The sequence below is a fragment of the uncultured Vibrio sp. genome (genome assembly GCF_947488985.1).
Classification (GTDB): Bacteria; Pseudomonadota; Gammaproteobacteria; order Enterobacterales; family Vibrionaceae; genus Vibrio.
The window spans coordinates 47,854-69,702 of record NZ_CANLBV010000007.1 but is presented as its reverse complement, the minus strand read 5'-3'; the positions used below and the strand labels follow the sequence as shown (position 1 = coordinate 69,702).

Here is a 21,849-nt window from a genome sequence, read left to right as displayed (position 1 = left end):
AAAAAAGGCTGTAACATGCGAGTTAAGTACGGCTGGGCTTTGGTACTACTACTTTCTGGTTGCCAATTAACTCAGTCAGAAGATCAAGACCACGTTTCCGAGCAAACCAACACACCGACGACCAAAGAAATTTCTCAACCTAAGGTTTCCGCTGAACCTGTGGTAAAAGAGCAACCAAAGGTTGAAGCACCTGTCGTAACGCCACAAACACAAGAAGATGTTTGGAAGCGCATTGCGATGCAACTTGAAATGGAAGTGCCAGACCACAAGAAAGTCGACTACTACCGCACTTGGTACCTAAAACACCCTAGCCACCTCAAAACCGTTTCCAAGCGTGCTGAGCCCTTCCTTTATTTGATCACAGAAAAGATTGAAGAAAGAGGTCTACCACTTGAGCTCGCATTATTGCCGGTTGTTGAAAGTTCGTTCGACCCGTTTGCCTACTCTCATGGCAGTGCGGCGGGCTTATGGCAATTCATTTCTGGCACGGCCAAAGATTACGGACTAGAGCAGAACTTCTGGTATGACGGTCGCCGTGATGTCGCCGCATCAACCGATGCCGCGTTAGATTTCTTATCCGATCTCAACCGACGCTTTGATGGTGACTGGCAGCACGCTATTGCGGCCTACAACAGTGGCGGTGGTCGAGTAAACAGTGCGATCCGTAAAAACAGAAACCTTGGTAAGCCTACCGACTTCTTCTCTCTAGATTTACCAAAAGAGACCAGCAGCTATGTGCCCAAACTCCTTGCTCTGGCTGACGTGATGGCCAACCAAGAAAAGTATGGTATAGACATTCCTGCGATACCTAACCAGCCAGTACTGACTCAGGTTAACCCTGATGAACAGCTTGATTTAGCCATTGCCGCTAACTACGCAGGCATTCCAGTTAAAGAGCTACAAGGCTACAACCCGGCTTATAACCAGTGGGCAACAGCGCCAGAAAAGTACCAACAATTAATGCTTCCTTTAAGTGCGGTTGATAAGTTCAACAAAGAAGTGGCTGCCAATAAGGGTAAGGGCATGAAGCTGGTACGCTATAAGGTTCAATCGGGTGACAGCATCAGCGTACTGGCGAGCAAATACAGCACCACCAGTAAAGTGATCCGCTCGGCAAACGGTTTGAGTAACGACAATATTCGTATTGGTCAGCAACTGCTGATCCCAACCTCAACCAAAGATGACAAGACATACACACTGAGCGCTTCAAACCGTCTAGCAAGCACACAGTCACAAAGTCGCGGTCAACATAAGTTAACTCATATAATACAAAGTGGTGATAGTCTATGGACGATTGCACGTGCAAATAAGGTCTCTCATCAATCGATTGCCAAATGGAATGGTATGGGGCCACGTGACACACTTAGAATTGGTCAAGAGCTGGTGATCTGGAAGAATGATTCCGACGGTGCCATCATACGTACTATCTTCTACAACGTAAGATCGGGTGACACGGTGAGTGGAATCGCCTCAAAATTCAAAGTAAATAGCTCTGATGTTGTGAAGTGGAATACGCTACAGAACAAGAAATACCTACAGCCAGGGCAAAAACTCAAGCTGTATGTGGATGTCACTAAGGTCAGTGTATGAGTCCGTCAAGCAACCCACTCGTCATGTTGTTGGATATCTTTCGCTCTCCAACCGCTTGTTTCTTAGCGCTTTATCAACGAAGCGCTTGGGGGTGGCAGCCCTACATTGTATTGATAGTTAGCCCATTTATATTTTGGGGTGCCTATTTTTCAAATGTCGATTTTACGTGGCTAAGCGCCGAGTTATCGCAACAGTTGTCTCAAACCAACCCTGACCAACTGGCGTTACTAGACAGCAATACCTTACTGGCGAGTGAAATCATCAGCGATGTGTTTGGTCGTACGCTCGCCATCGCTATGTTGGCTTTCTGGTTTCATCTTGCCACTAAGCCTAGTCAGCATCAGCACAGTTATTGGCGATGGTTTGCCGCTTCATCAGCTGTGATGTTCCCTGCGGTTTTAGGTGATATAGCAAGCTACGCAAGCCTAATACTCAAGCATGGCCAAGTGATGAACTATGCGGCTGATTTGAATAGCTTAAACGGCTTAATCAAGTTACCGCTGACTAATGATTGGTCGCAGTTTGCCAGCTCATTGCCACTGTTATTGCCATGGTACATAGTACTGGGGTATGCAGCCGTATTGACGTGGACTGAGTTTGAACGTGGCCAAGCACTGGTCATCGCTGGCTTGCCATGGATTGGCTACTACCTAATCTGGGCGCTCTACATTTTAATCTTTTAAGCTGAATAGATAAGGCGAGCGAAAACTCACTCGCCTTATTGTCCCTAAGTCACTTCCTTGCAATGGCTATTTCGATTGGTTAATCGCCCATAGTTAATGATTAATGTCTACTTACTCTTTAGCCTTAAACGTCACTTGCATTGGGTTGTGATCAGAAGCGTCCGTTAAGGGCGCTTGTGCTTTTTCGACCTCTAAACCTCGATAAAATATATGGTCAAGCACCAACCCTGTCATAAACTGAGTGCGGTTATCAGGCTCAAACACCACCTCGGTCAAACCGACCTGTTGCAACGCGTCCTTCAACACAGCAAAGCGTGCTTCACTCCAGCTATTGAAATCCCCTGCAAAAATAACAGGCCCACGATACTCTTGCAGATTGTCAGTCAAACTCTTGATCTGGTCTGCATAATCTTCGGTACCAAAGGTAAAGTTCACCGCATGGATGTTAATCACCGCCAACTCTTCACCGTTGCTCAACTGGTAGCGCGACCAAAGTGCCGACTTGGGCAGTTGCAGCCAAGGCTCTTCATGCGTATACGCACACGCTTCACTCGGTAAATGCGTAGCGAGATTAAGAACCCCAGCGCTGTGTTCAAAAGCTTTAAAAGCATTAACACGGATACTTCCCCACTGACCACTGGTCACCCACTGGCGAAGCTCTTCTGTCATGCTCGCCTCTTGCAACAAGACGAAATCACGGCCTGCCGTCAGTTTATTCAGTTCGCTCTGCCAGTTGCGGCGACCTTGCTTATAGATATTCCACACCGTGAGGCTTAGCCCGTTTGACACATCAATCGCTTTGGGGGCTGAATTTTGATAACAACTATAGGTATCGTTGCTGGTACTTGGAGAGGAAGCGATCAGATTGGGTTGCTGAGGGATCACGAAAATAAAATGAAAGCTGACAATAACCAGTAATAGCAATAATGTGATAGCAATGATGGTTTTCTTGAACATATAAACCCTACCAGAAATGAAAAAGGAGCGATAAACGCTCCTTTTAGGGTAATAGTTTTTTTATACGGCGTCTTCGTCTTCTTCACCAGTACGAATACGTACTACGCGTTCAACGTCAGTGATGAAGATTTTACCGTCGCCAATTTTACCAGTTTGAGATGTTTCGATAATGGTATCAACACATTGATCAGCGACTTCGTCGGTCACAACAATCTCTAACTTAACCTTTGGTAAAAAATCGACCATGTACTCTGCACCGCGATACAGCTCAGTATGACCTTTCTGACGTCCAAAGCCTTTTACTTCAGATACTGTCATACCCGTAATACCGACTTCTGCAAGCGCCTCACGTACGTCATCAAGTTTGAATGGCTTGATAATGGCTTCAATCTTTTTCATGTTCATCCCTTTAACTTTACGAATGACTCATTATCGGTTAGCGATAGTAAACATTCAATCAAAAAAGCCAGAGCTTTAAAGCTCTGGCTCGAAAATTATGATCTTGTTAAATCAACACGTTGAGAAGTTATTACTTTAGGCTTGCGTAGTACGCTGCTAAGTTAGCGATATCATCATCACTCAGCATTGACGCTTGAGCCTGCATCACGGCGGCTAAGCCACCCGTGCGCTGTTTGGTTTTGTACGCGTTGATAGATGAAACGATGTACTGCTCGTTTTGCCCCTTAAGGTTTGGGTAACCCGGGATCATTGCGATACCATCTGCGCCATGACAGGCCGCACAAATAGCCGCTTTAGCCTGACCGGCAGCAACATCAGCAGCCAGAACGCTACCACTCAATAGTCCAAATCCAAGAACTAATCCTAGTGTCATTTTCTTCATTGCATATTCCATTAATTATTTTTTTAATTCACATCAAATTGTGTCACAAACGGATTCGACTTGCTCCAGATAACTTCACAATCTTGACCTTGGTAATTTTTATCTACGAATAAGCCTAAAACAGCGATCACTCGATCGCCATCCATGAGTATCGGCGTTCTACGTCGTAACCAACTTGGCACTTGATACTCCTGAAAAAGCTTTTTGAGCTTCCGACTATGCCCGCGTCCAATCGGGTGCGCCGATAATCCCTCAGGATCAAAGATCACGCGCAGTGTTCCTTGAATACTGGTCAGGCAAAAGCTTAGCTTATCAGAGAGAGGAATCACAGCATCACTCGATAGCGACGTCAAGTGAAGATCACCTAAACCATCAGGGAGCCGCATATGCTCACCCATGGTGATGTCCCCCTGCCAACCCGATAAATCTTTGGTTTGTTGTACCAAATAAAGTCTATGGTTGAAACGCCTAACCTCGACACTGTTCAACACTAATTTAGGATTGGCGTCAGCTTGGGCACAGGCCACTTCGTCCCAGATAAGCCTGAGCTGCTTTTGGCTCGGCATCGATTGATGACAATGACTTAACCACATCCTTAACAAACGGGCTCGCAGCAAAGCAGAGTGCTGAGACAATACCTCGATACTTAGGCTCTGGCTCTGGCTCTGGCTCTGGCTCTGGCTCTGGCTCTGGCTCTGGCAAGTATCTAACGCTTGCTGTAAATGAGACTCAAGCAGTTCATCGAGCAGTAACTCCTGCTCTGCACACAGTTGAGCACTGCGGCTGACCGACTCTCGGAAGCTCGGCCAACGCTCAGTTAGTGTCGGAGTGATTTGATGACGAATAAAGTTACGATCAAAACGAACGTCTTGATTACTCTCATCTTCAACCCAAGCCAGTCCCCTATCCTGCGCCGACGCTTCAATGTCCGAGCGAGTCACAGACAGCAGAGGACGAACAATGAAAGACTCAGCAAAGGGCATGACTTGTGCCATAGAAGAGAGTCCCTTAGGGCCACTGCCGCGCTTTAATGCTAACAGGAAGGTCTCAAGCTGATCATCAATGTGCTGGCCCGTCAGTAACACATCCCCCGCTCGAATATGCTGTTTGAAGGCTTGGTATCGTGCATCGCGAGCCAGCTTTTCAATACTCTCGCCACTATTGATATCTAGTGAGACTCGTTCAATGAACAAGGATACCGACAAAGCATCACACCACGCTTGGCACTGCTCTGCCCAGTGTTCAGCATTGTGACTTAATCCATGATGAACGTGTATCGCGCAGCACTCTAGACCATGTAATTGAGCGTATTGAGTCGCCAGTTCCAACAACACTCTAGAGTCAACACCGCCACTGAAAGCAACAACCAACCGACTAGGGGTAAGTGCACTTTGATGAAGAACAGAGGTGAAGGTTTCGATTAAGTGAGTCATGAGGCCTAGTGAACCGTGAATTCTAATGAGAAGGGACAATATTTTTAATAATAAAAAAGGGTTGGTACTGAGTCCAACCCTTTCATCAACTTGTTCGTATCGTTAGCCTTATCGCAAGGCAACTGATCAGTTATCAGCAGTAACCGTAGCTCATTAGACGCTGGTAACGACGCTCAAGCAGCGTTTCGTTATCAAACTGCTCTAGCTCTTCTAGCTGCTTAACTAGCATATCTTTCATATTCTGAGCCGTTTGTGCAGGGTCGCGGTGCGCGCCACCTAGCGGCTCAGGAATGATTTCGTCGATAAGCTCAAGCTCTTTAAGACGCGGTGCAATCAGGCCCATAGCTTCAGCGGCTTGCGGTGCTTTGTCTGAATCGCGCCATAGGATTGAAGCACAACCTTCTGGAGAGATCACTGAGTACGTAGAGTATTGAAGCATGTTCACATAGTCACCCACACCAATCGCGAGTGCACCACCAGAGCCGCCCTCACCCACAACGTTACAGATAACTGGAACTGAAAGGCCAGCCATCACTTTTAGGTTTTTAGCGATAGCTTCCGATTGACCACGCTCTTCAGCACCGACACCAGGATATGCTCCTGCGGTATCGATGAAAGTAATGATAGGCATGTTGAAACGCTCAGCGGTTTCCATTAAGCGCAGTGCCTTACGGTAACCTTCTGGCTTAGGCATACCAAAGTTGCGGATCACTTTCTCTTTAGTCTCGCGACCTTTCTGGTGACCAATAACCATAACAGGACGGCCATTTAGACGAGCCATACCACCCACAATTGCTTTGTCGTCAGCGTATGCGCGATCGCCCGCCATCTCTTCAAACTCTGTGAATGCATGCTCCAGGTAATCTTTGGTGTAAGGACGTTGAGGGTGGCGAGCAAGTTGTGCGACCTGCCATGCCCCTAAGTCACTAAAGATTTTCTGTTTAAGCTCTAAGCTTTTTTTCTCTAGCTGTTCGATTTCTTTGTCTAGATCTACCGCAGTTTCACCACCGTGACGCGATACGTCACGTAGCGCTTCGATTTTTGCTTCAAGTTCAGCGATAGGCTTTTCAAATTCTAGAAAGTTCAGGCTCATCTATGAATCCTTGTTGATTCAGCTCCGCACCAGCGAAGCTAAATTTTAGTTAAATTCGAGTTCTACTTGGCTGTTTCCAAGTAGCTGTTTTAATTCGTCTAGTAATGTATCACTTGGCGTCACACGCCACTCTGTGCCCAAAGTTAACCGCGCTCTAGCGTCGGCACGCTGGTAGTATACATTGACCGGGACCGTTCCTGCTCTATAAGGTTCTAAGATTTGACTAAAGCGTTCAAAAAATTGACCATTTATCTGAGATTGATCGATGGATATCGATACCCCACGAGCATATTTTTCACGGGCGCTACCTAAGTCCATGACCTCGCGCGCGGACATTTTAAGCCCACCATTGAAGTCATCAAAGCTGACCTGTCCCGAAACGACCACTATTTTGTCTTTTTCGAGCAGTTCGGCATAGCGATCGAGCGCATCAGAGAACAACATCACTTCCATGCGGCCGGATCGGTCATCCAATGTCATCAAACCGATTCGAGTGCCTCGTTTGGTGGTCATCACCCTCGCAGCAATCACTAAACCGGCAATCGTGAGTGATTGATCGCGACGCGTTGGCGTGGCATCTTTCAAGCGGCAGCTGGTGTATTTAGCCAGCTCTTTGATGTAAGCATTCACCGGGTGACCCGTCAGGTACAAGCCCAATGTTTCACGCTCGCCTTCTAACCAAACCTTTTCAGGCCATTTAGGTACTTGAGTATACTTGTGCTCGACCTCTTCCGGCGCATCCGTCAAAACACCAAACATATCAGATTGACCGAAAGACTCGGCATGGTGATATTGGCTGGCCGCCTTTACTGCATCCGGCAAGGAAGCCATCATTGCCGCGCGGTGAGGACCTAATCTATCTAACGCTCCGGATAGAATCAACTTTTCAATCACACGCTTGTTCACTTTCTTTAAATCAATACGTGCACAGAAATCGAATAAGTCTTTAAAATAACCGCCCTTATTTCGCGACTCAATGATTGCTTCAATCGGACCTTCACCGACCCCTTTGATCGCGCCGATGCCATAAACAATCGCCCCGTCATCATCAACATTGAAGCGATATAGACCCGAGTTAATATCTGGCGGAAGCAGCTTGAGCTTCATACGTAAACACTCGTCGACAAGGCCAATGACCTTCTCTGTGTTATCCATATCTGCGGTCATTACCGCCGCCATAAACTCCGCTGGGTAGTGGGTTTTCAGCCATAGTGTTTGATAAGAAACCAGTGCGTAGGCTGCTGAGTGCGACTTGTTAAAGCCGTAACCCGCAAACTTCTCTACCAAGTCAAAGATTTTCATGGCTAGTTCGCCATCAACCCCATTGGCTTCAGCCCCCTCTTTAAAGGTGCCACGCTGTTTCGCCATCTCTTCTGGCTTTTTCTTACCCATCGCACGACGCAACATATCCGCTCCGCCAAGCGTATAGCCAGCAAGGATCTGTGCGATTTGCATTACCTGTTCTTGATACAGGATGATGCCGTAGGTAGGTTCGAGTGTATCTTTAAGCGATTCGTGTTGCCATGTTTCATCAGGGTACGACACCGCTTCTCGGCCGTGTTTACGGTCGATAAAGTTATCTACCATGCCTGATTGCAGAGGACCCGGACGGAACAGGGCTACCAATGCGATAATATCTTCAAAACAGTCCGGCTGTAGACGTTTGATCAGGTCTTTCATACCGCGCGATTCCAGTTGGAATACCGCTGTCGTTTCCGAATTTTGTAATAGGTTAAACGATGCTTGGTCATCCAACGGAATGGACTCAATACGAATCGGATCTTTACCCTCTTTTGCTAAGCGAGGATTGACTAGGCCTAATGCCCAGTCGATGATGGTCAAGGTACGTAGACCCAAGAAATCGAACTTAACCAAGCCGGCAGTTTCAACGTCATTTTTATCGAATTGCGTAACTGGGAAGTTGCCGTCTGCATCGGCATAGATTGGCGCAAAATCGGTGATCGTGGTCGGTGAGATAACAACACCACCCGCGTGTTTACCCGCATTTCGCGTACAACCTTCAAGGATGCGACACTTATCAATCAGCTCACGAACTTCTTCATCAGCATCGTACAGCTCTGGCAATGCAGGCTCGGCAAGGAACGCTTTCTCTAGCGTCATTCCCGGATCGGGTGGTACAAGCTTTGAAATACGATCCACAAAGCCAAATGGGTGACCCAGTACACGGCCAACATCACGGATTACCGCTTTTGCCGCCATGGTACCAAAGGTAATGATCTGAGAAACCGCATCACGACCGTAGATTTCCGCAACGTGATCAATAACTTGGTCACGCTTATCCATACAAAAGTCGATATCGAAATCGGGCATGGATACACGTTCTGGATTCAAGAAACGTTCGAAAAGCAGATCGTATTCAAGTGGGTCAAGGTCGGTGATATCAAGCGCGTAAGCCACCAATGAACCCGCACCCGAGCCACGGCCTGGGCCTACTGGCACATCATTATCTTTTGACCATTGGATGAACTCCATTACGATCAAGAAGTAACCTGGGAAACCCATGTTATTGACAACTTCGAGCTCTACCTTGAGTCGCTCATCATATTCTGGTCTGCGCTCAGCACGAACTTTTTCGTCCGGGAATAGGAACGCCAAACGTCGTTCAAGACCTTCTTCAGATTTCTTGATCAAGAAGTCTTCAATCGCCAAACCTTCGGTCGGGAAGTTAGGCAAGAAGTATTCACCCAAACGAACGGTCACGTTACAACGCTTGGCAATCTCAACACTGTTTTCTAGCGCTTCTGGAATGTCTGAGAACAGCTCACACATCTCTTCTTCGCTACGAAGATACTGTTGGGCGCTGTAATTTTTTGGACGACGCGGATCGACCATGGTGTAACCATCGTGGATCGCTACGCGGATTTCATGGGCATCAAACAAATCTTCGGTTAAGAACACTACTTCATTGGTCGCTACCACAGGCAAGTCTTGTTGCTCTGCAAGTTCCAGTGCAAAGTGCAGATAAGTCTCTTCATCCGGACGACCAGTTCGAATCAGTTCGAGGTAAAAGCGATCGGCAAAGTAGGTTTTATAGAACTCAACACTGCTTGCCACCAGCTCCCGGTTACCCTTAAGCAAGGCTTTCCCGATCTCCCCATCTTTTGCGCCGGATAATAGAATTAGCCCTTCGGCGTTCTCGATCAACCACTCTCTATCAATTACTGGTTGATGCTGCACATGACCGCGTAAGTAAGCTTTTGAAATCAGTAATGTGAGGTTGTTATAGCCCTTGTTATCCGTTGCCAATACTGTCAGCTTGGTCAGTTCATCACCAAATTCTGGAGACTGCATTAGGAAGTCAGCACCAATAATAGGTTTAACCCCACACCCATGGGCTGTACCGTAGAACTTAACCAAACCACACAGGTTGGTAAAATCGGTCAGTGCTAGAGCGGGCATACCCATTGCAGCGACTTTTTTAACTAACGGCGGCACCTTAGAGAGGCCATCCACCATCGAAAAGTCACTGTGTACGCGTAGGTGAACAAACTTTGGATCTGACATTATTTTTCCTGAGTTCTAGGCTTCAGCCTAGGGTTACAACTGTGTGTATTTTATTTTTTTCTAGCGCAACTAAGCAACTTTATTCGATGCCTAGCTCTGGTTTACGTAAAACTCTAATCTATGCCAAGAATACGTTTTACTGGCTTAAAGCTCTTGCGGTAATGCTCAGTTACGCCATGTTTTTCAATCGCTTCGAAATGCGCTTTGGTCGGGTAACCTTTGTGTTTGGCAAAACCAAACTCTGGGTGAAGTTTATCGAGTTCTTCCATCTCTTGATCTCGAACCACTTTCGCAATAATCGATGCCGCACTGATCTCTGCCACTCGCAAGTCACCTTTGACCACAGCAAGCCCATCCATCGGAAGTTGAGGAACACGGTTTCCGTCAATGAGTGCCATATCCGGTTGAACGCTCAACCCAGCGATAGCACGCTGCATCGCAACCATGGTCGCTTGTAGGATGTTCAACTCATCAATTTCTTGTGGAGAACAGCGCCCAACAGACCACGCTAAGGCTTTCTCTTTGATTTCAGGAAGCAGCGCAAGGCGTTTTTTCTCAGACAATTTCTTTGAGTCGTTCAAGCCTTCGATGGGATTGTTAGGGTCGAGAATAACCGCAGCGGTCACCACATCGCCGACCAATGGTCCGCGCCCTACTTCATCAACCCCTGCAAACAGTTGGTAGCCTTGCGGATACTCAAATGGAGGAAGTTCTTTTTTCTCTTTTACTGCCATAACTCATCTCTTAATGTTCTGTAAATAAGCGCTTTATGCTTCAACAAAAGGTCGGTCAATCAACTTCAATACCGCGTTGGCTGCTTGTGTATCTGCATCTTTGCGGATCCAGTGATGCATCTCGGTAAAGCGCTCAATCAGCGCACGGTTGTCAGCGGATAACATCTTATCGACCGACGGAAACAAGAAATCTGGGTGGCACTGTTCAAGAATATGCTCTTTTACGATTTCTTCACCTGCCAGAATGTTAGGTAGGGATACAAACTCGGTGATCGCTAACTTTTTCACAATGTAGCCCGTCAGCTTATTGACCTTGTAGCCAACAACCATAGGACGTTTTAACAACATACATTCTAGCGCTACCGTGCCCGAAGCCAGCAAAACAGAATCAGCTGCGGTTATTACATTGGTTGCGGTGTCTTCCACTAGCGTGAATTCAAGCTCAGGTGCCGTCGATTGCCAGATCTCAGTAAACTGGTTTTTACGCTGTTCATTCACGAGCGCGACCACAAAGTTAATATCCGGGTATTTCTGTTTAATGCGTTGGCAAGTTTCAATAAATGGCTGAGCAATCAAACTCATTTCACCACCACGACTGCCCGGTAATACCGCCAACCACTGCTTATCTTGCGCTAAACCTAAAAGCTCACGAGCCTGTTGCTTGTTCGGCTCTAAAGGGAGCGCGTCTGCTAATGTATGACCAATAAACTCGCAGGCAACGTTATATTTATCGTAAAAGGCTTTTTCGAAAGGCAGGAAAGCCAATACCAAATCGGTTGCCTTGTCGATTTTAAAGATGCGCTTCGGACGCCAAGCCCATACCGAAGGACTCACGTAATGCACCGTTTTAATGCCAGCGTTCTTAAGATCCAACTCAAGTCTTATGTTAAAGTCGGGCGCGTCAATACCCACAAACACATCGGGTGGGTTTTGAGTAAAATACTTCACCAGCTCGGCTTTTACTTTTAACAAGCGAGGTAAACGGCCAAGCACTTCAACTAAACCCATGACGGCCAACTCTTCCATCTCGAAAAGAGACTCACAACCGAGCGCCTTCATCTTCGGCCCGCCAATACCAACAAACTCAGCATTAGGGTATTGTGCCTTGATAGCTTTGATAAAGCCTTCCCCTAATGTATCGCCCGACAGTTCACCAACGACAATACCTACGCGCAGTGGTGCATTCGAAACGAAGTCCGAACTATTGGTTGCTGCTTCTTGATGTGCCATAGTTTTCCAATTCCCTTCTCGCCGAAAACAAAAAAGATCGCCTAATTAAGTAGCGATCTTTTTGTTATACCAATCAAAGTCAGTCATTATTCAAGCTTAATATGATTGCCAAGCAATCCTATCAAGTATTAACGAATAATACCGCGCTCAGAGCTCTCTAGCATTTCTAGCATAGGAGTCACTGAAGCAAACTCTTTCGCCATTTCGCCCAAAGATACTTTCGCTTCTTCAAGTGTTTTACCTGAACGGTATAACTCTTTGTACGCTTTCTGTAGCGCTCGGATTTCAGGTTTTTCGAATCCGTTACGCTTCAAGCCTACTAAGTTTAGACCAAATGGCGCGGCGTGATTCCCCTGAGCAAGCACGTATGGCAGTACATCTTGAACAACCGCAGAGCAGCCGCCAATGTATGCATAAGCGCCAATTGAACAGAATGGGTGAATCGCAGAAAGTGCCATGACACCGGCGTAGTCACCAACGGTAACGTGACCACCTAAGATCGCGTTGTTACCAATATGAGTGTGGTTACCTACAATCACATCGTGCGCGACGTGCGCATTGACACACAGCAGGTTGTCATCACCAATCACTGTGGTTGCTTTGTCTTGTACCGTACCACGGTGGATCTGAACCGCCTCACGAATCACGTTGCGATCACCGATCACAACTGTCGTCTCTTCGCCGCCGTATTTCTTATCTTGATTTTCTTCACCAATGACAGCATGCGGAAAGATACGGTTTTCTTTACCTATCGTCGTGTGACCTTTAATCACAACGTGTGACATTACTTCCGTATCGTCACCAATGGTCACGTTACCAGCAATGTAAGTGAAAGGCCCAACGGTCACGTTAGCACCGATAGTAACATCACCCTCAATCACTGCTGCCGGGTGAATTTTCGCTGTTTCATGAATCATATTAAAACTCTCTACGAGCACATTTAAGTTCAGCTGAACATACAACCACGCCGTCGACTTTAGCGACACCGTTGAACGATGCAATACCACGGCGCTCTTTTAAGAATTCAACTTCGATAATCAGTTGATCGCCAGGGACAACTGGCTTACGGAATTTTGCTTTATCGACACTAGCAAAGTAGTAAAGCTCATTGCCAGAAGGCGCACCGAACGATTTAAATGCAAGAAGACCGGTTGCTTGTGCCATGGCTTCTAAGATCAACACACCTGGAAAAACAGGAAGTTGTGGGAAGTGGCCAGTAAACTGAGGTTCGTTAACAGAGACATTTTTAATCGCGGTCAGTGTCTTTTCTTTTTCGAAGCTAGTAACACGATCAATCATTAAGAATGGGTAGCGATGAGGTAATAGTTCCTGAATTTCAGTGATGTTCATCGTTGTCTGTTCAGTAGTCAAAGTCGTATTCCTATATGTATTCTTTTATTTAATTAGAAGGATTATAAACGAAAAAGACTCGCTATACGCGAGCCTTTTATTAGAAATGCTATAATTATGAATCCGCGCTCTTATCAATACGCTTTTCAACGGCTTTCAAACGCTTGTTCATCTCATCAATACGATGTACACGAGTAGCGGTTTTACGCCAATCTCTATTTGGCTGTAAAGGGATGCCCGAAGAGTACATGCCTTTTTCAGTGATACTGCGCATGACCATACCCATACCAGTGATCGTTACGCCGTCCGTGATTTCAATGTGACCATTGATCACACTACCACCGCCAATAATACAGTACTTACCGATCGTCGTACTACCCGCAATAATAGTACCACCAGCAAGCGCTGAACCATATCCAATGTGAACATTGTGAGCAATCTGAAGCTGGTTATCTAGGATAACGTTGTCTTCAATAATTGTGTCGTCTAATGCGCCACGATCAATGGTAGTACACGCGCCAATTTCTACGCGGTTACCAATACGAACCGAACCGACTTGCGGGATCTTCACCCACTCACCTTTCTCATTCGCGTAACCGAAGCCATCAGAGCCAATAACCGTGCTTGACTGGATCAAACATGCTTCACCAATCACGACTTCATGGTAAACGCTGACGTTAGCCCAAAGCTTAGTGCTAGCGCCAATCTTTGCGTTTTTACCGATAAAACAACCAGCACCGATGATCACATCGTCACCAAGAACAACACCAGACTCAATCACGGCGTTCGCACCAATAGACACATTTTGTCCAAGTGTTGCATCGCTCGCAATCGAAGCTGAATCAGCAATAGCCGCAGCCGGTGCTGGAGTAGTATCAAGCGCTTGAGCAACCTTAGCAAACGCAACGTATGGGTCGCTGACCACAATCACATTGCCATTACACAGTTCGCGCTCGCTCTCTTTAACCATAATAGCGGATGCTTTACAGTCACCTAGATGCTTGCTGTACTTCACGTTAGAAAGGAACGTAATGTTACCTTCTTGCGCTTTATCCATAGGAGCCACCGATGAAACAGTAATGCTACCGTCTCCGTGCAGTTCTCCCCCGGTAATCGTTGCCAATTCGGCTAAAGTCAGATTCTTCATAAAACTTATTTCAGTGCTTTAATTACTTGCTCAGAGATGTTGTATTCAGGCTTGCCGTATTGCAGCGCTTGGATATCAACAATCATGTCATAGCCTTCTTTATCCGCAACTTCCGTTACAGCATCTTGAATCACTTGGAACAGCTTCTGCTTCTCTTCAGCTTCACGACGCTGGCTAGCTTTCTCTAGAGCTTGAGCCTTGATTTTGTATTTGCTGTCTAGTTGACCAAGTTCAATGCGAAGCTTCTCAACTTCTTCTGGACCTAACAGCTCACCATCACGCTGAAGCTTTTCCATCTTGGTTTGAGCTTCCGCTTGAATGCTCTGCAGTTCTGCCGCTTTGTCTTTAAACTCTTCCTGCATCTTTTGAAGAACAACTTCACGCTGAGGTAAAGCTTGGAAGACTTGTGCCGTATTTACATAGCCGACTTTTTGTGCGGCTTCTGCAGCGGTTGCAAAGAAAGAAGAGCTAAGAACTACAAGGCCTAGACCGGCTGCTTTAATCATATGTTTCAAAATATTGTCCTTCAGATATTAGAATGTTTGACCAATGGTGAATGTGAAGACTTCCTCATCATCACCTTCGTAACTTTTAAGTGGTTTTGCAAGAGAGAAAACCAATGGGCCCATCGGTGACATCCATTGCAGTGCAGCACCATAAGATGCACGGTAGTTCGTTGGATCAGAGAAATCCTGATAGTACTTACCACCACTAGTTGGAGCGCCACGATCCACAAACTCGGTATCCCACACACTTGCTGCATCAATAAAAACGCTGGTTCGAATTTGGCTTCGTGCTTCATCCGATGCAAATGGCGTTGGTACGATTAACTCAAGGCTTGCCAATGCAATGGCATTACCACCAACAGAATCATCGGTTGCAGAGCTGTACGTCGGGTTGTTACCCGTGCTGCTGCCATAAACCGCTTTAGGGCCAGCCGAATTAGAGCCAAAACCACGCAGCGTGGTGAAACCACCCGCGTAATAGTTCTCGTAGAACGGGAACAGGTTATCGTTACCATCGGTTTGACCATAGCCATTACCATAACCTAGTCGACCACGCATCAATAGAGAGAACTCATGATTTTTGGTCACCGGTATGTAATTTTTTATGTCGTACTGGCCCTTAAAGTACTGAGCGCCAGAGCCTGGTACCGTCATTTTGACAAAGGCACGCTGGTGATTACCCGCAGTTGGGAAATAACCACGGTTAAGGTTGTTGCGCGTCCAAGAGATATTGATATCGAAGTCGTTGGTTAAGATGTGCTCGTCACCATATTGGCCGATACTTCTCGCGAATTGAATCGCTTGCACATAAGTCGGTACATTACCAATCTTGTTGTGCGTATAACCACCACCAAATTCGATTCGGTTAAGCTCATCCATAGGGAAACCCCATGTCAGGCTCGCACCATAACTTTCATTGGTATAGTCAATAATATCAGCTTCAGAAGCTTCAAATTCGTTGTAGAAGACCTTACCGCCTAAACTGACACCGTCAAGGTTCCAGTAAGGATCTCGGTAGTCTAAGCTCACGTTCTTTTGGTAATCGTTGACCATAGCACTTACGCCGACACGGTTACCTGAACCCGCAAAGTTATCCTGTTGTAGACCCACTTGGAAACTGACACCGGATTCCGTACCGTAGCCCACACCAAAGTTGATGCTGCCTGAGTTCGCTTCCTTAACGTCATAAACCAAATCGACTTGATCTTCACTGCCAGGTACACGCACCGTTTGTACGTCAACCGTTTCGAAGAAACCTAGACGGTTTAGACGCCCCTTACCGGTATCAATAGCTTTAGAGTTGAGCCAGTTGCCTTCCATTTGACGCATTTCACGACGCAAAACTTCATCTTTGGTCGAGTTATTCCCGGTAAAACGAATATCACGTACGTAGACACGGTTGCCCGCTTCTACATTGATCAATAGTGATACCTGTTTGGTTTCATCGTCAAACTCAGGAATAGTACGAACTTGTGGGTAGGCATAACCTGACTCTCCAAGAATTCGTTTCACGTTCTCTTCTAGAGACGTCACCGCAGAGCCGTTGTAGGTATCTCCGTCTTCAAACGGTACTAATGCTTCGAAGTCAGCCTCACGGCCAATCAACTCACCACGGAAGTCGACACCTTTCACGGTGTAAGCCTCACCTTCATCAATACCCAGCGTAATATAAACGCCTTTCTTATCTGGAGAGATCGCAACCTGAGTCGAGTCTACCTTAAACTTAAGGTGACCTCGGTCAAGGTAGTAAGATTTGAGCGCTTCGATATCACCCGCTAAAACTTGCTTCTGGTATTTATCATCCGCAAGAAAGTTCCACCATGCGACATCAACGTTGAGATTGAAACGGCTAAGAAGCTCTGCATCAGAGAAAACTTCGTTGCCGATAAAGTTGATTTGTTGAATTTTCGCAGAAACGCCTTCAGTAAAGACAAACTTCAGGTCTGAACGGTTACGTGGCAATGGGGTAACTACCGCTTGAACGGTCGCATTGTATTTACCTACGCTATAATAAAAGTCTTCAAGACCTTTTTCGATATTACTCAGCGCGGTACGATCAAGGGCTTCACCTTCACGCACGCCAGAGGCATCAAGGTTCTGCTGGAGTTGCTCTTCTTTGATCGCCTTGTTACCCGAGAATGAGATGCTGGCAATGGTTGGTCGTTCCTTAACTTGAACAATCAACACACCTTCATCACGAAGAACCTTCACATCCTCAAAGTTACCTGAAGCATAAAGTGCACGAATGATCTCAGAGACATCACCACCACTCACTTCATCACCAATACGTACTGGCATTTTCAGTAGAGCCGCACCGAGTGCAACACGCTGTAAGCCTTCGATCTTGATATCTTCAACTACAAAATTTTGTGCTCCGTTCGCGGCCACACTCGTCGCCAATAAACTTGCGAACAGAATTTGCTTAATCGCCATACTTATTCTAATTATTCCTTGCTACTACCAATGCCTGTAATAAACCATTCACAGACGAGTAAAATCGTTAAATATTGCTAGAGCCATCAAAGAGAAGAGGATTGCCCCTCCCACTCTGTACCCCATCTCCTGAACTTTTTCAGGGACAGGTTTGCGAGTAACGGCCTCAATAGCGAAAAAGAGCAAATGTCCGCCGTCCAGCATCGGCAGCGGAACCAAATTAATAATACCTAAGTTAACACTGATCAGAGCTAAAAAGCCTAAGAAGTAGACCAGACCATAGTCTGCGGTTGTGCCAGCACCTTTAGCAATGGAAATAGGGCCACTTAAGTTGTTTAAGCCGACATCACCCACGACCAACTTCTTAAGCATTGTCAGCGTCAAACCAATGATTTGACCTGTTTTATCAACGGCTTTCCCTACAGACTCAATTACACCAAATTGTAACTCAAAGCGATAATCTTCTGGCCATTCTGCGACTTCAGGGGCAATACCGGCGTAACCAATAGTCAAACCATCAGAGAGCTCACGACTTTTAGGTGTCATAACCAGAGGCTGCTCAACACCGTTTCGCAATATGACCAGGTTTAATGGTGTCATCGGGTTAGAACGAATTAACTCAACCACTGACTGCCACTGCTCAATGGGTAGTTGATTGATTTCAACAATCTTATCACCAGCTTCAAGCCCTGCTGACTGTGCCGCACCACCATCAATCACTTGAGCAATTACTGTCGATATCTCAGGAGAATACGGTCTAAAGCCCAGCGTAGTCATTGCCGACTCTGTTTCAGGGTTGAATGACCAGTCTGAGATATCCAATGTTATTTGTTGCTCAAAGCCAACATCGTCTTGTGAAGAGACCGTGACAGTCATGGACTGATCACCAATATGGGATATCAACCCCATATTAACGGATTCCCAATCTGCGGTTTTGATTCCCGAAATAGATTTAAGTTCCATTCCAGTTTCAATTCCGGCTTGTGCCGCAATAGATTGCGGAGTGACTTCACCGATCACAGGTTTAACCGCCGGGACACCGATCAAAAAAACTAACCAATAAGCAAAAACAGCAAAGATAAAGTTAAATGCAGGCCCCGCTCCGACAATCGCGGTGCGTTTCCATAAAGGTTTTTTATCAAAAGCGCAGTGCTGCTGATCTTCTGGAATATCATCAACACGGCTATCAATCATCTTAACGTAGCCGCCTAATGGAATCACCGACAAGCTGTATTCGATACCGTCACGACCCACTTTACTCCAGATTGATTTACCAAAACCAATCGAGAATTTTTCAACCTTAACCCCACAGCGGCGTGCAACCCAAAAGTGTCCAAATTCATGAACAGCAACCAGAATGCCAAGCGCTACGATAAAAGAGGCGAAGTTCCACAAAATTCCACTCATGCTAGCTGCTCTTTAATAAATTGAATGGCGATTTGACGAGACATATTATCGAGTTCAAGCAGGCTTTCCAAGCTGTCTAAGCCCTCAGAGTTATGTTGTTCACATACTTTCCCCATAACATGCTCATTGATCACAGCAATATCGGTAAACCTCACTTGCTTGTTCAAGAAAGCATCGACAGCAATTTCGTTGGCCGCGTTAATTGCGGTGGTGGCGTGCTGCCCCAAGTAACACGCTTCTATCGCTAACCTTAAACATGGGTAACGGCTAAAGTCTGGATCTAAAAAGGTAAGCTCACCCACTTTGGTAAAATCTAGAGGTTTAACACCAGCGTCAATGCGCTCAGGGTAAGATAGGGTCAGAGCAATAGGCGTTGCCATGTCAGGTTCGCCCATTTGAGCCAGTACAGAGCCATCTTTGTACTGAACCATAGAATGAATCACAGATTGAGGATGAATAATCACCTTTAATTGGTCCTGAGAAGCATTGAATAACCATTTAGCTTCAATGTACTCTAGGCCTTTATTCATCATCGTTGCAGAGTCGACAGAGATCTTCGGTCCCATCGACCAGTTAGGGTGAGCGATCGCGCGTTCAGGTGTTACTGATTGTAGCTCTGCAACATCGGTATATCGAAAAGGACCACCGGAGCCTGTCAAAAGAATATGGCTAATACCACTCTTCGCTAAATCACAACGGCCTAAGTTCGCTTGTATCTTTTGCGGCAGGCACTGGAAGATAGCATTATGCTCACTGTCGACAGGAAGTAGCTCAGCACCGTACTGCTCGACAGCGTCGATAAACAACTGACCAGACATCACCAGGGCTTCTTTATTAGCCAGTAGAATACGCTTACCGGCCTTAACTGCAGCCATCGTAGGCAGCAAACCCGCCGCCCCAACGATCGCTGCCATCACCGTATCCACTTCATCTAAAGAAGCGACCTGACATATACCCTCTGAGCCGGATAGCACTTGGACGTTAGGGTGACTCACTGACAACGCTCCAGCTAACTGAGATGCAGCCTCAGGGCAAGCCATAGCAACATAGCTTGGTTGCCACTTTTTGACTAACACCAGCATCTTTTCAACATTCGAGCCAGCTGCCAGTGCAACGACCGAATAAAGGTCTGGGTTTTGTTCAACAACTTTTAGTGTACTTGCACCAATTGAACCGGTAGCGCCAAGGATAGTTAAATTTCGCATCACATAGGACCGTAGAAATGTAATAAAGGGCAGTAGGCAGTATCACTGCCCTTTTAATTATAATGCTAAATACAACAGAGCAAAGACAGGGAATGCAGCCGTTAGGCTGTCTATTCTATCCAGTATACCACCATGACCAGGGATCAGGTTGCTACTGTCTTTTACTCCAGAAACACGCTTGAACATACTTTCGACAAGATCACCAAGAACTGAGATAACAACAGTCACTAAGGTAATCACGATCATGTGAAGCGGGCTTGTGAATTGAATATCAAACAAACCTGCAAAGACCCAAGCTACGATCACGGCAGCAATAATGCCCCCAATAAGACCTTCAATCGTCTTATTTGGGCTGACAGCGGGTGCCATTTTTCGCTTACCAAAGCTCTTACCTGAAAAGTAAGCGCCACTGTCGGCTGCCCAGACTAATAAGCAGACAAACATCACTAATTTCGCACCATGATAAGGATCAACGTCGATACCAGTAGCGCGCAGGATCACGACACTCCAAAAGAATGGTAGTAGAGTTAACACGCCAAACCCATGGCGAAGAATGGATGAGTCTTTCCATGCCGGCATAGATCTAGGGTAAGTTACCGCCATCGCACTCGCGATTACCCACCAAACAGAGCCAATGATTAAAATAGCATAGTGGACACTCGATAAGTTATTAAGACTAAATGCATCAAAAGGGATAAATGCAAAGCTTGCTGCACTTACGACAACCGTGGGTATCAAGGCTAAATAACGCGATTTACTTTCAACAAACTGAGTCCACTCCCAGAAGCCCAACAGCGAGATAAGCGCTAATGAAAGAATAAACGTAGGCAGTGATAACTCGAAAATACCTAGAATAACTAGAGGAGCTAAAATCAACGCGGTAATAATTCGTTGTTTCAAAAAAAAATCCTTATTAACTGTCCATCAGAGCTTTAATTTGATCTCCGGTGCATCCAAAACGACGCTCGCGGTTTACAAACCAAGTCACAGCTTCTACTAAGCTGTCTTCATTAAAGTCTGGCCAGAATTGCTCTGTGAAATACATTTCGGCGTAAGCCAACTGCCAAAGCATAAAGTTACTAATGCGGCACTCGCCACTAGTGCGGATCAGGAGATCGACTTCAGGAATATCGGCCATGGTCAGGTGCTGTGTAATCATAGCTTCATCAATGTCATCTACACTAATATCACCAGACTTTACCTGCTGGGCAATAGAAACCATTGCTTGCTGAATATCCCATTTGCCGCCATAGTTCGCCGCAATATTAATAACCATACCGGTATTGGTGCGAGTTAACGCTTCTGCTTCTTCAATCTTCTTTTGTAGTCGTTCATTAAAACGACTTTTGTCACCAATAACACGAAGCTGTAAATTATTTTTATGAATTTTTTTCGCTTCGCTTGAAAGAACGGAGATAAACAGTTCCATCAAAATACCGACTTCTTCCTCAGGACGACGCCAGTTTTCGCTACTAAATGCAAAAAAAGTTACAGCTTTGATGCCAAGTCTGGCTGCAGAAGAGATGGTTTTACGAACGGCTTGAACACCGTTTTTATGACCAAAGACGCGAGGCTTGCCCTGAGCTTTTGCCCAACGGCCATTACCATCCATAATGATAGCAATGTGTTTCGGAAGAGAGTCTGTGAACGCTTGAGAATTATGCATAAAAGAGGGAATCAAATTCTAATAGTCGAACAGAGTAGCATAAAAAAAC

At 46.1% G+C, this 21,849-nt stretch carries 19 protein-coding genes; 2 read left to right on the top strand and 17 right to left on the bottom strand.

All coding sequences use genetic code 11. The features are described from left to right. Positions 1-15 precede the first annotated feature (15 nt). Positions 16-1,590, top strand: coding sequence for a LysM peptidoglycan-binding domain-containing protein (locus tag Q1A70_RS02925; protein ID WP_299686842.1), 1,575 nt, complete (start codon positions 16-18; stop codon positions 1,588-1,590). After that, positions 1,587-2,273 carry a YIP1 family protein gene (locus Q1A70_RS02920; RefSeq protein WP_299686840.1) on the top strand — a complete coding sequence of 229 codons (687 nt, stop codon included), beginning with the start codon at positions 1,587-1,589 and terminating at the stop codon, positions 2,271-2,273. Before Q1A70_RS02925 ends, Q1A70_RS02920 begins: the two co-directional genes overlap by 4 nt. A 111-nt stretch (positions 2,274-2,384) precedes the next feature. On the opposite strand, the gene Q1A70_RS02915 is transcribed toward Q1A70_RS02920, so the two are convergent. From Q1A70_RS02915 to Q1A70_RS02835, 17 genes are all read right to left on the bottom strand, one after another. Next, positions 2,385-3,230: an endonuclease/exonuclease/phosphatase family protein gene (locus Q1A70_RS02915; RefSeq protein WP_299686838.1), complete on the bottom strand. Its 846-nt coding sequence runs from the start codon at positions 3,228-3,230 to the stop codon at positions 2,385-2,387. Positions 3,231-3,290: 60 nt separating this feature from the next. After that, positions 3,291-3,629 carry a nitrogen regulatory protein P-II gene (gene glnB, locus Q1A70_RS02910; protein ID WP_299686836.1) on the bottom strand — a complete coding sequence of 113 codons (339 nt, stop codon included), beginning with the start codon at positions 3,627-3,629 and terminating at the stop codon, positions 3,291-3,293. Positions 3,630-3,759: 130 nt separating this feature from the next. Continuing rightward, a complete protein-coding gene (locus Q1A70_RS02905; RefSeq protein ID WP_299686833.1) occupies positions 3,760-4,083 on the bottom strand; it encodes a cytochrome c in 324 nt (107 codons plus the stop codon). A gap of 11 nt (positions 4,084-4,094) precedes the next feature. Continuing rightward, complete coding sequence (tilS, locus tag Q1A70_RS02900) at positions 4,095-5,504, bottom strand: tRNA lysidine(34) synthetase TilS (protein ID WP_299686831.1); 1,410 nt, start codon at positions 5,502-5,504, stop codon at positions 4,095-4,097. Positions 5,505-5,637: 133 nt separating this feature from the next. Further along, positions 5,638-6,597 (bottom strand): acetyl-CoA carboxylase carboxyl transferase subunit alpha, encoded by a 960-nt coding sequence (accA, locus tag Q1A70_RS02895; RefSeq protein WP_299686829.1) that lies wholly within the window; start codon positions 6,595-6,597, stop codon positions 5,638-5,640. Positions 6,598-6,642: 45 nt separating this feature from the next. Further along, positions 6,643-10,122 carry a DNA polymerase III subunit alpha gene (gene dnaE, locus Q1A70_RS02890; protein ID WP_299686827.1) on the bottom strand — a complete coding sequence of 1,160 codons (3,480 nt, stop codon included), beginning with the start codon at positions 10,120-10,122 and terminating at the stop codon, positions 6,643-6,645. 113 nt (positions 10,123-10,235) lie between these two features. Further along, complete coding sequence (rnhB, locus tag Q1A70_RS02885; RefSeq protein WP_076656881.1) at positions 10,236-10,856, bottom strand: ribonuclease HII; 621 nt, start codon at positions 10,854-10,856, stop codon at positions 10,236-10,238. Between the two features lie 33 nt (positions 10,857-10,889). Beyond that, a complete protein-coding gene (gene lpxB, locus Q1A70_RS02880; RefSeq protein ID WP_299686820.1) occupies positions 10,890-12,086 on the bottom strand; it encodes a lipid-A-disaccharide synthase in 1,197 nt (398 codons plus the stop codon). A gap of 128 nt (positions 12,087-12,214) precedes the next feature. Continuing rightward, a complete protein-coding gene (gene lpxA / locus Q1A70_RS02875; RefSeq protein WP_299686818.1) occupies positions 12,215-13,003 on the bottom strand; it encodes an acyl-ACP--UDP-N-acetylglucosamine O-acyltransferase in 789 nt (262 codons plus the stop codon). Between the two features lies 1 nt (position 13,004). Next, positions 13,005-13,457 (bottom strand): 3-hydroxyacyl-ACP dehydratase FabZ, encoded by a 453-nt coding sequence (fabZ, locus tag Q1A70_RS02870; protein WP_299686816.1) that lies wholly within the window; start codon positions 13,455-13,457, stop codon positions 13,005-13,007. A 94-nt stretch (positions 13,458-13,551) separates the two neighbouring features. Further along, positions 13,552-14,583: a UDP-3-O-(3-hydroxymyristoyl)glucosamine N-acyltransferase gene (gene lpxD / locus Q1A70_RS02865; protein ID WP_299686814.1), complete on the bottom strand. Its 1,032-nt coding sequence runs from the start codon at positions 14,581-14,583 to the stop codon at positions 13,552-13,554. 5 nt (positions 14,584-14,588) lie between these two features. Beyond that, complete coding sequence (locus Q1A70_RS02860) at positions 14,589-15,089, bottom strand: OmpH family outer membrane protein (RefSeq protein WP_299686868.1); 501 nt, start codon at positions 15,087-15,089, stop codon at positions 14,589-14,591. A 27-nt stretch (positions 15,090-15,116) separates the two neighbouring features. Continuing rightward, the gene (gene bamA / locus Q1A70_RS02855; protein WP_299686812.1) at positions 15,117-17,522 is read right to left on the bottom strand and encodes an outer membrane protein assembly factor BamA; all 2,406 of its coding nucleotides are present in this window, start codon (positions 17,520-17,522) and stop codon (positions 15,117-15,119) included. 48 nt (positions 17,523-17,570) lie between these two features. Then, a complete protein-coding gene (gene rseP / locus Q1A70_RS02850) occupies positions 17,571-18,929 on the bottom strand; it encodes a sigma E protease regulator RseP (RefSeq protein ID WP_299686810.1) in 1,359 nt (452 codons plus the stop codon). Next, positions 18,926-20,134 (bottom strand): 1-deoxy-D-xylulose-5-phosphate reductoisomerase, encoded by a 1,209-nt coding sequence (gene ispC, locus Q1A70_RS02845; RefSeq protein WP_299686808.1) that lies wholly within the window; start codon positions 20,132-20,134, stop codon positions 18,926-18,928. Before ispC ends, rseP begins: the two co-directional genes overlap by 4 nt. A 57-nt stretch (positions 20,135-20,191) precedes the next feature. Continuing rightward, positions 20,192-21,034: a phosphatidate cytidylyltransferase gene (locus Q1A70_RS02840; protein WP_299686806.1), complete on the bottom strand. Its 843-nt coding sequence runs from the start codon at positions 21,032-21,034 to the stop codon at positions 20,192-20,194. Between the two features lie 13 nt (positions 21,035-21,047). Further along, positions 21,048-21,800: an isoprenyl transferase gene (locus tag Q1A70_RS02835; protein WP_299686804.1), complete on the bottom strand. Its 753-nt coding sequence runs from the start codon at positions 21,798-21,800 to the stop codon at positions 21,048-21,050. Positions 21,801-21,849 lie beyond the last annotated feature (49 nt).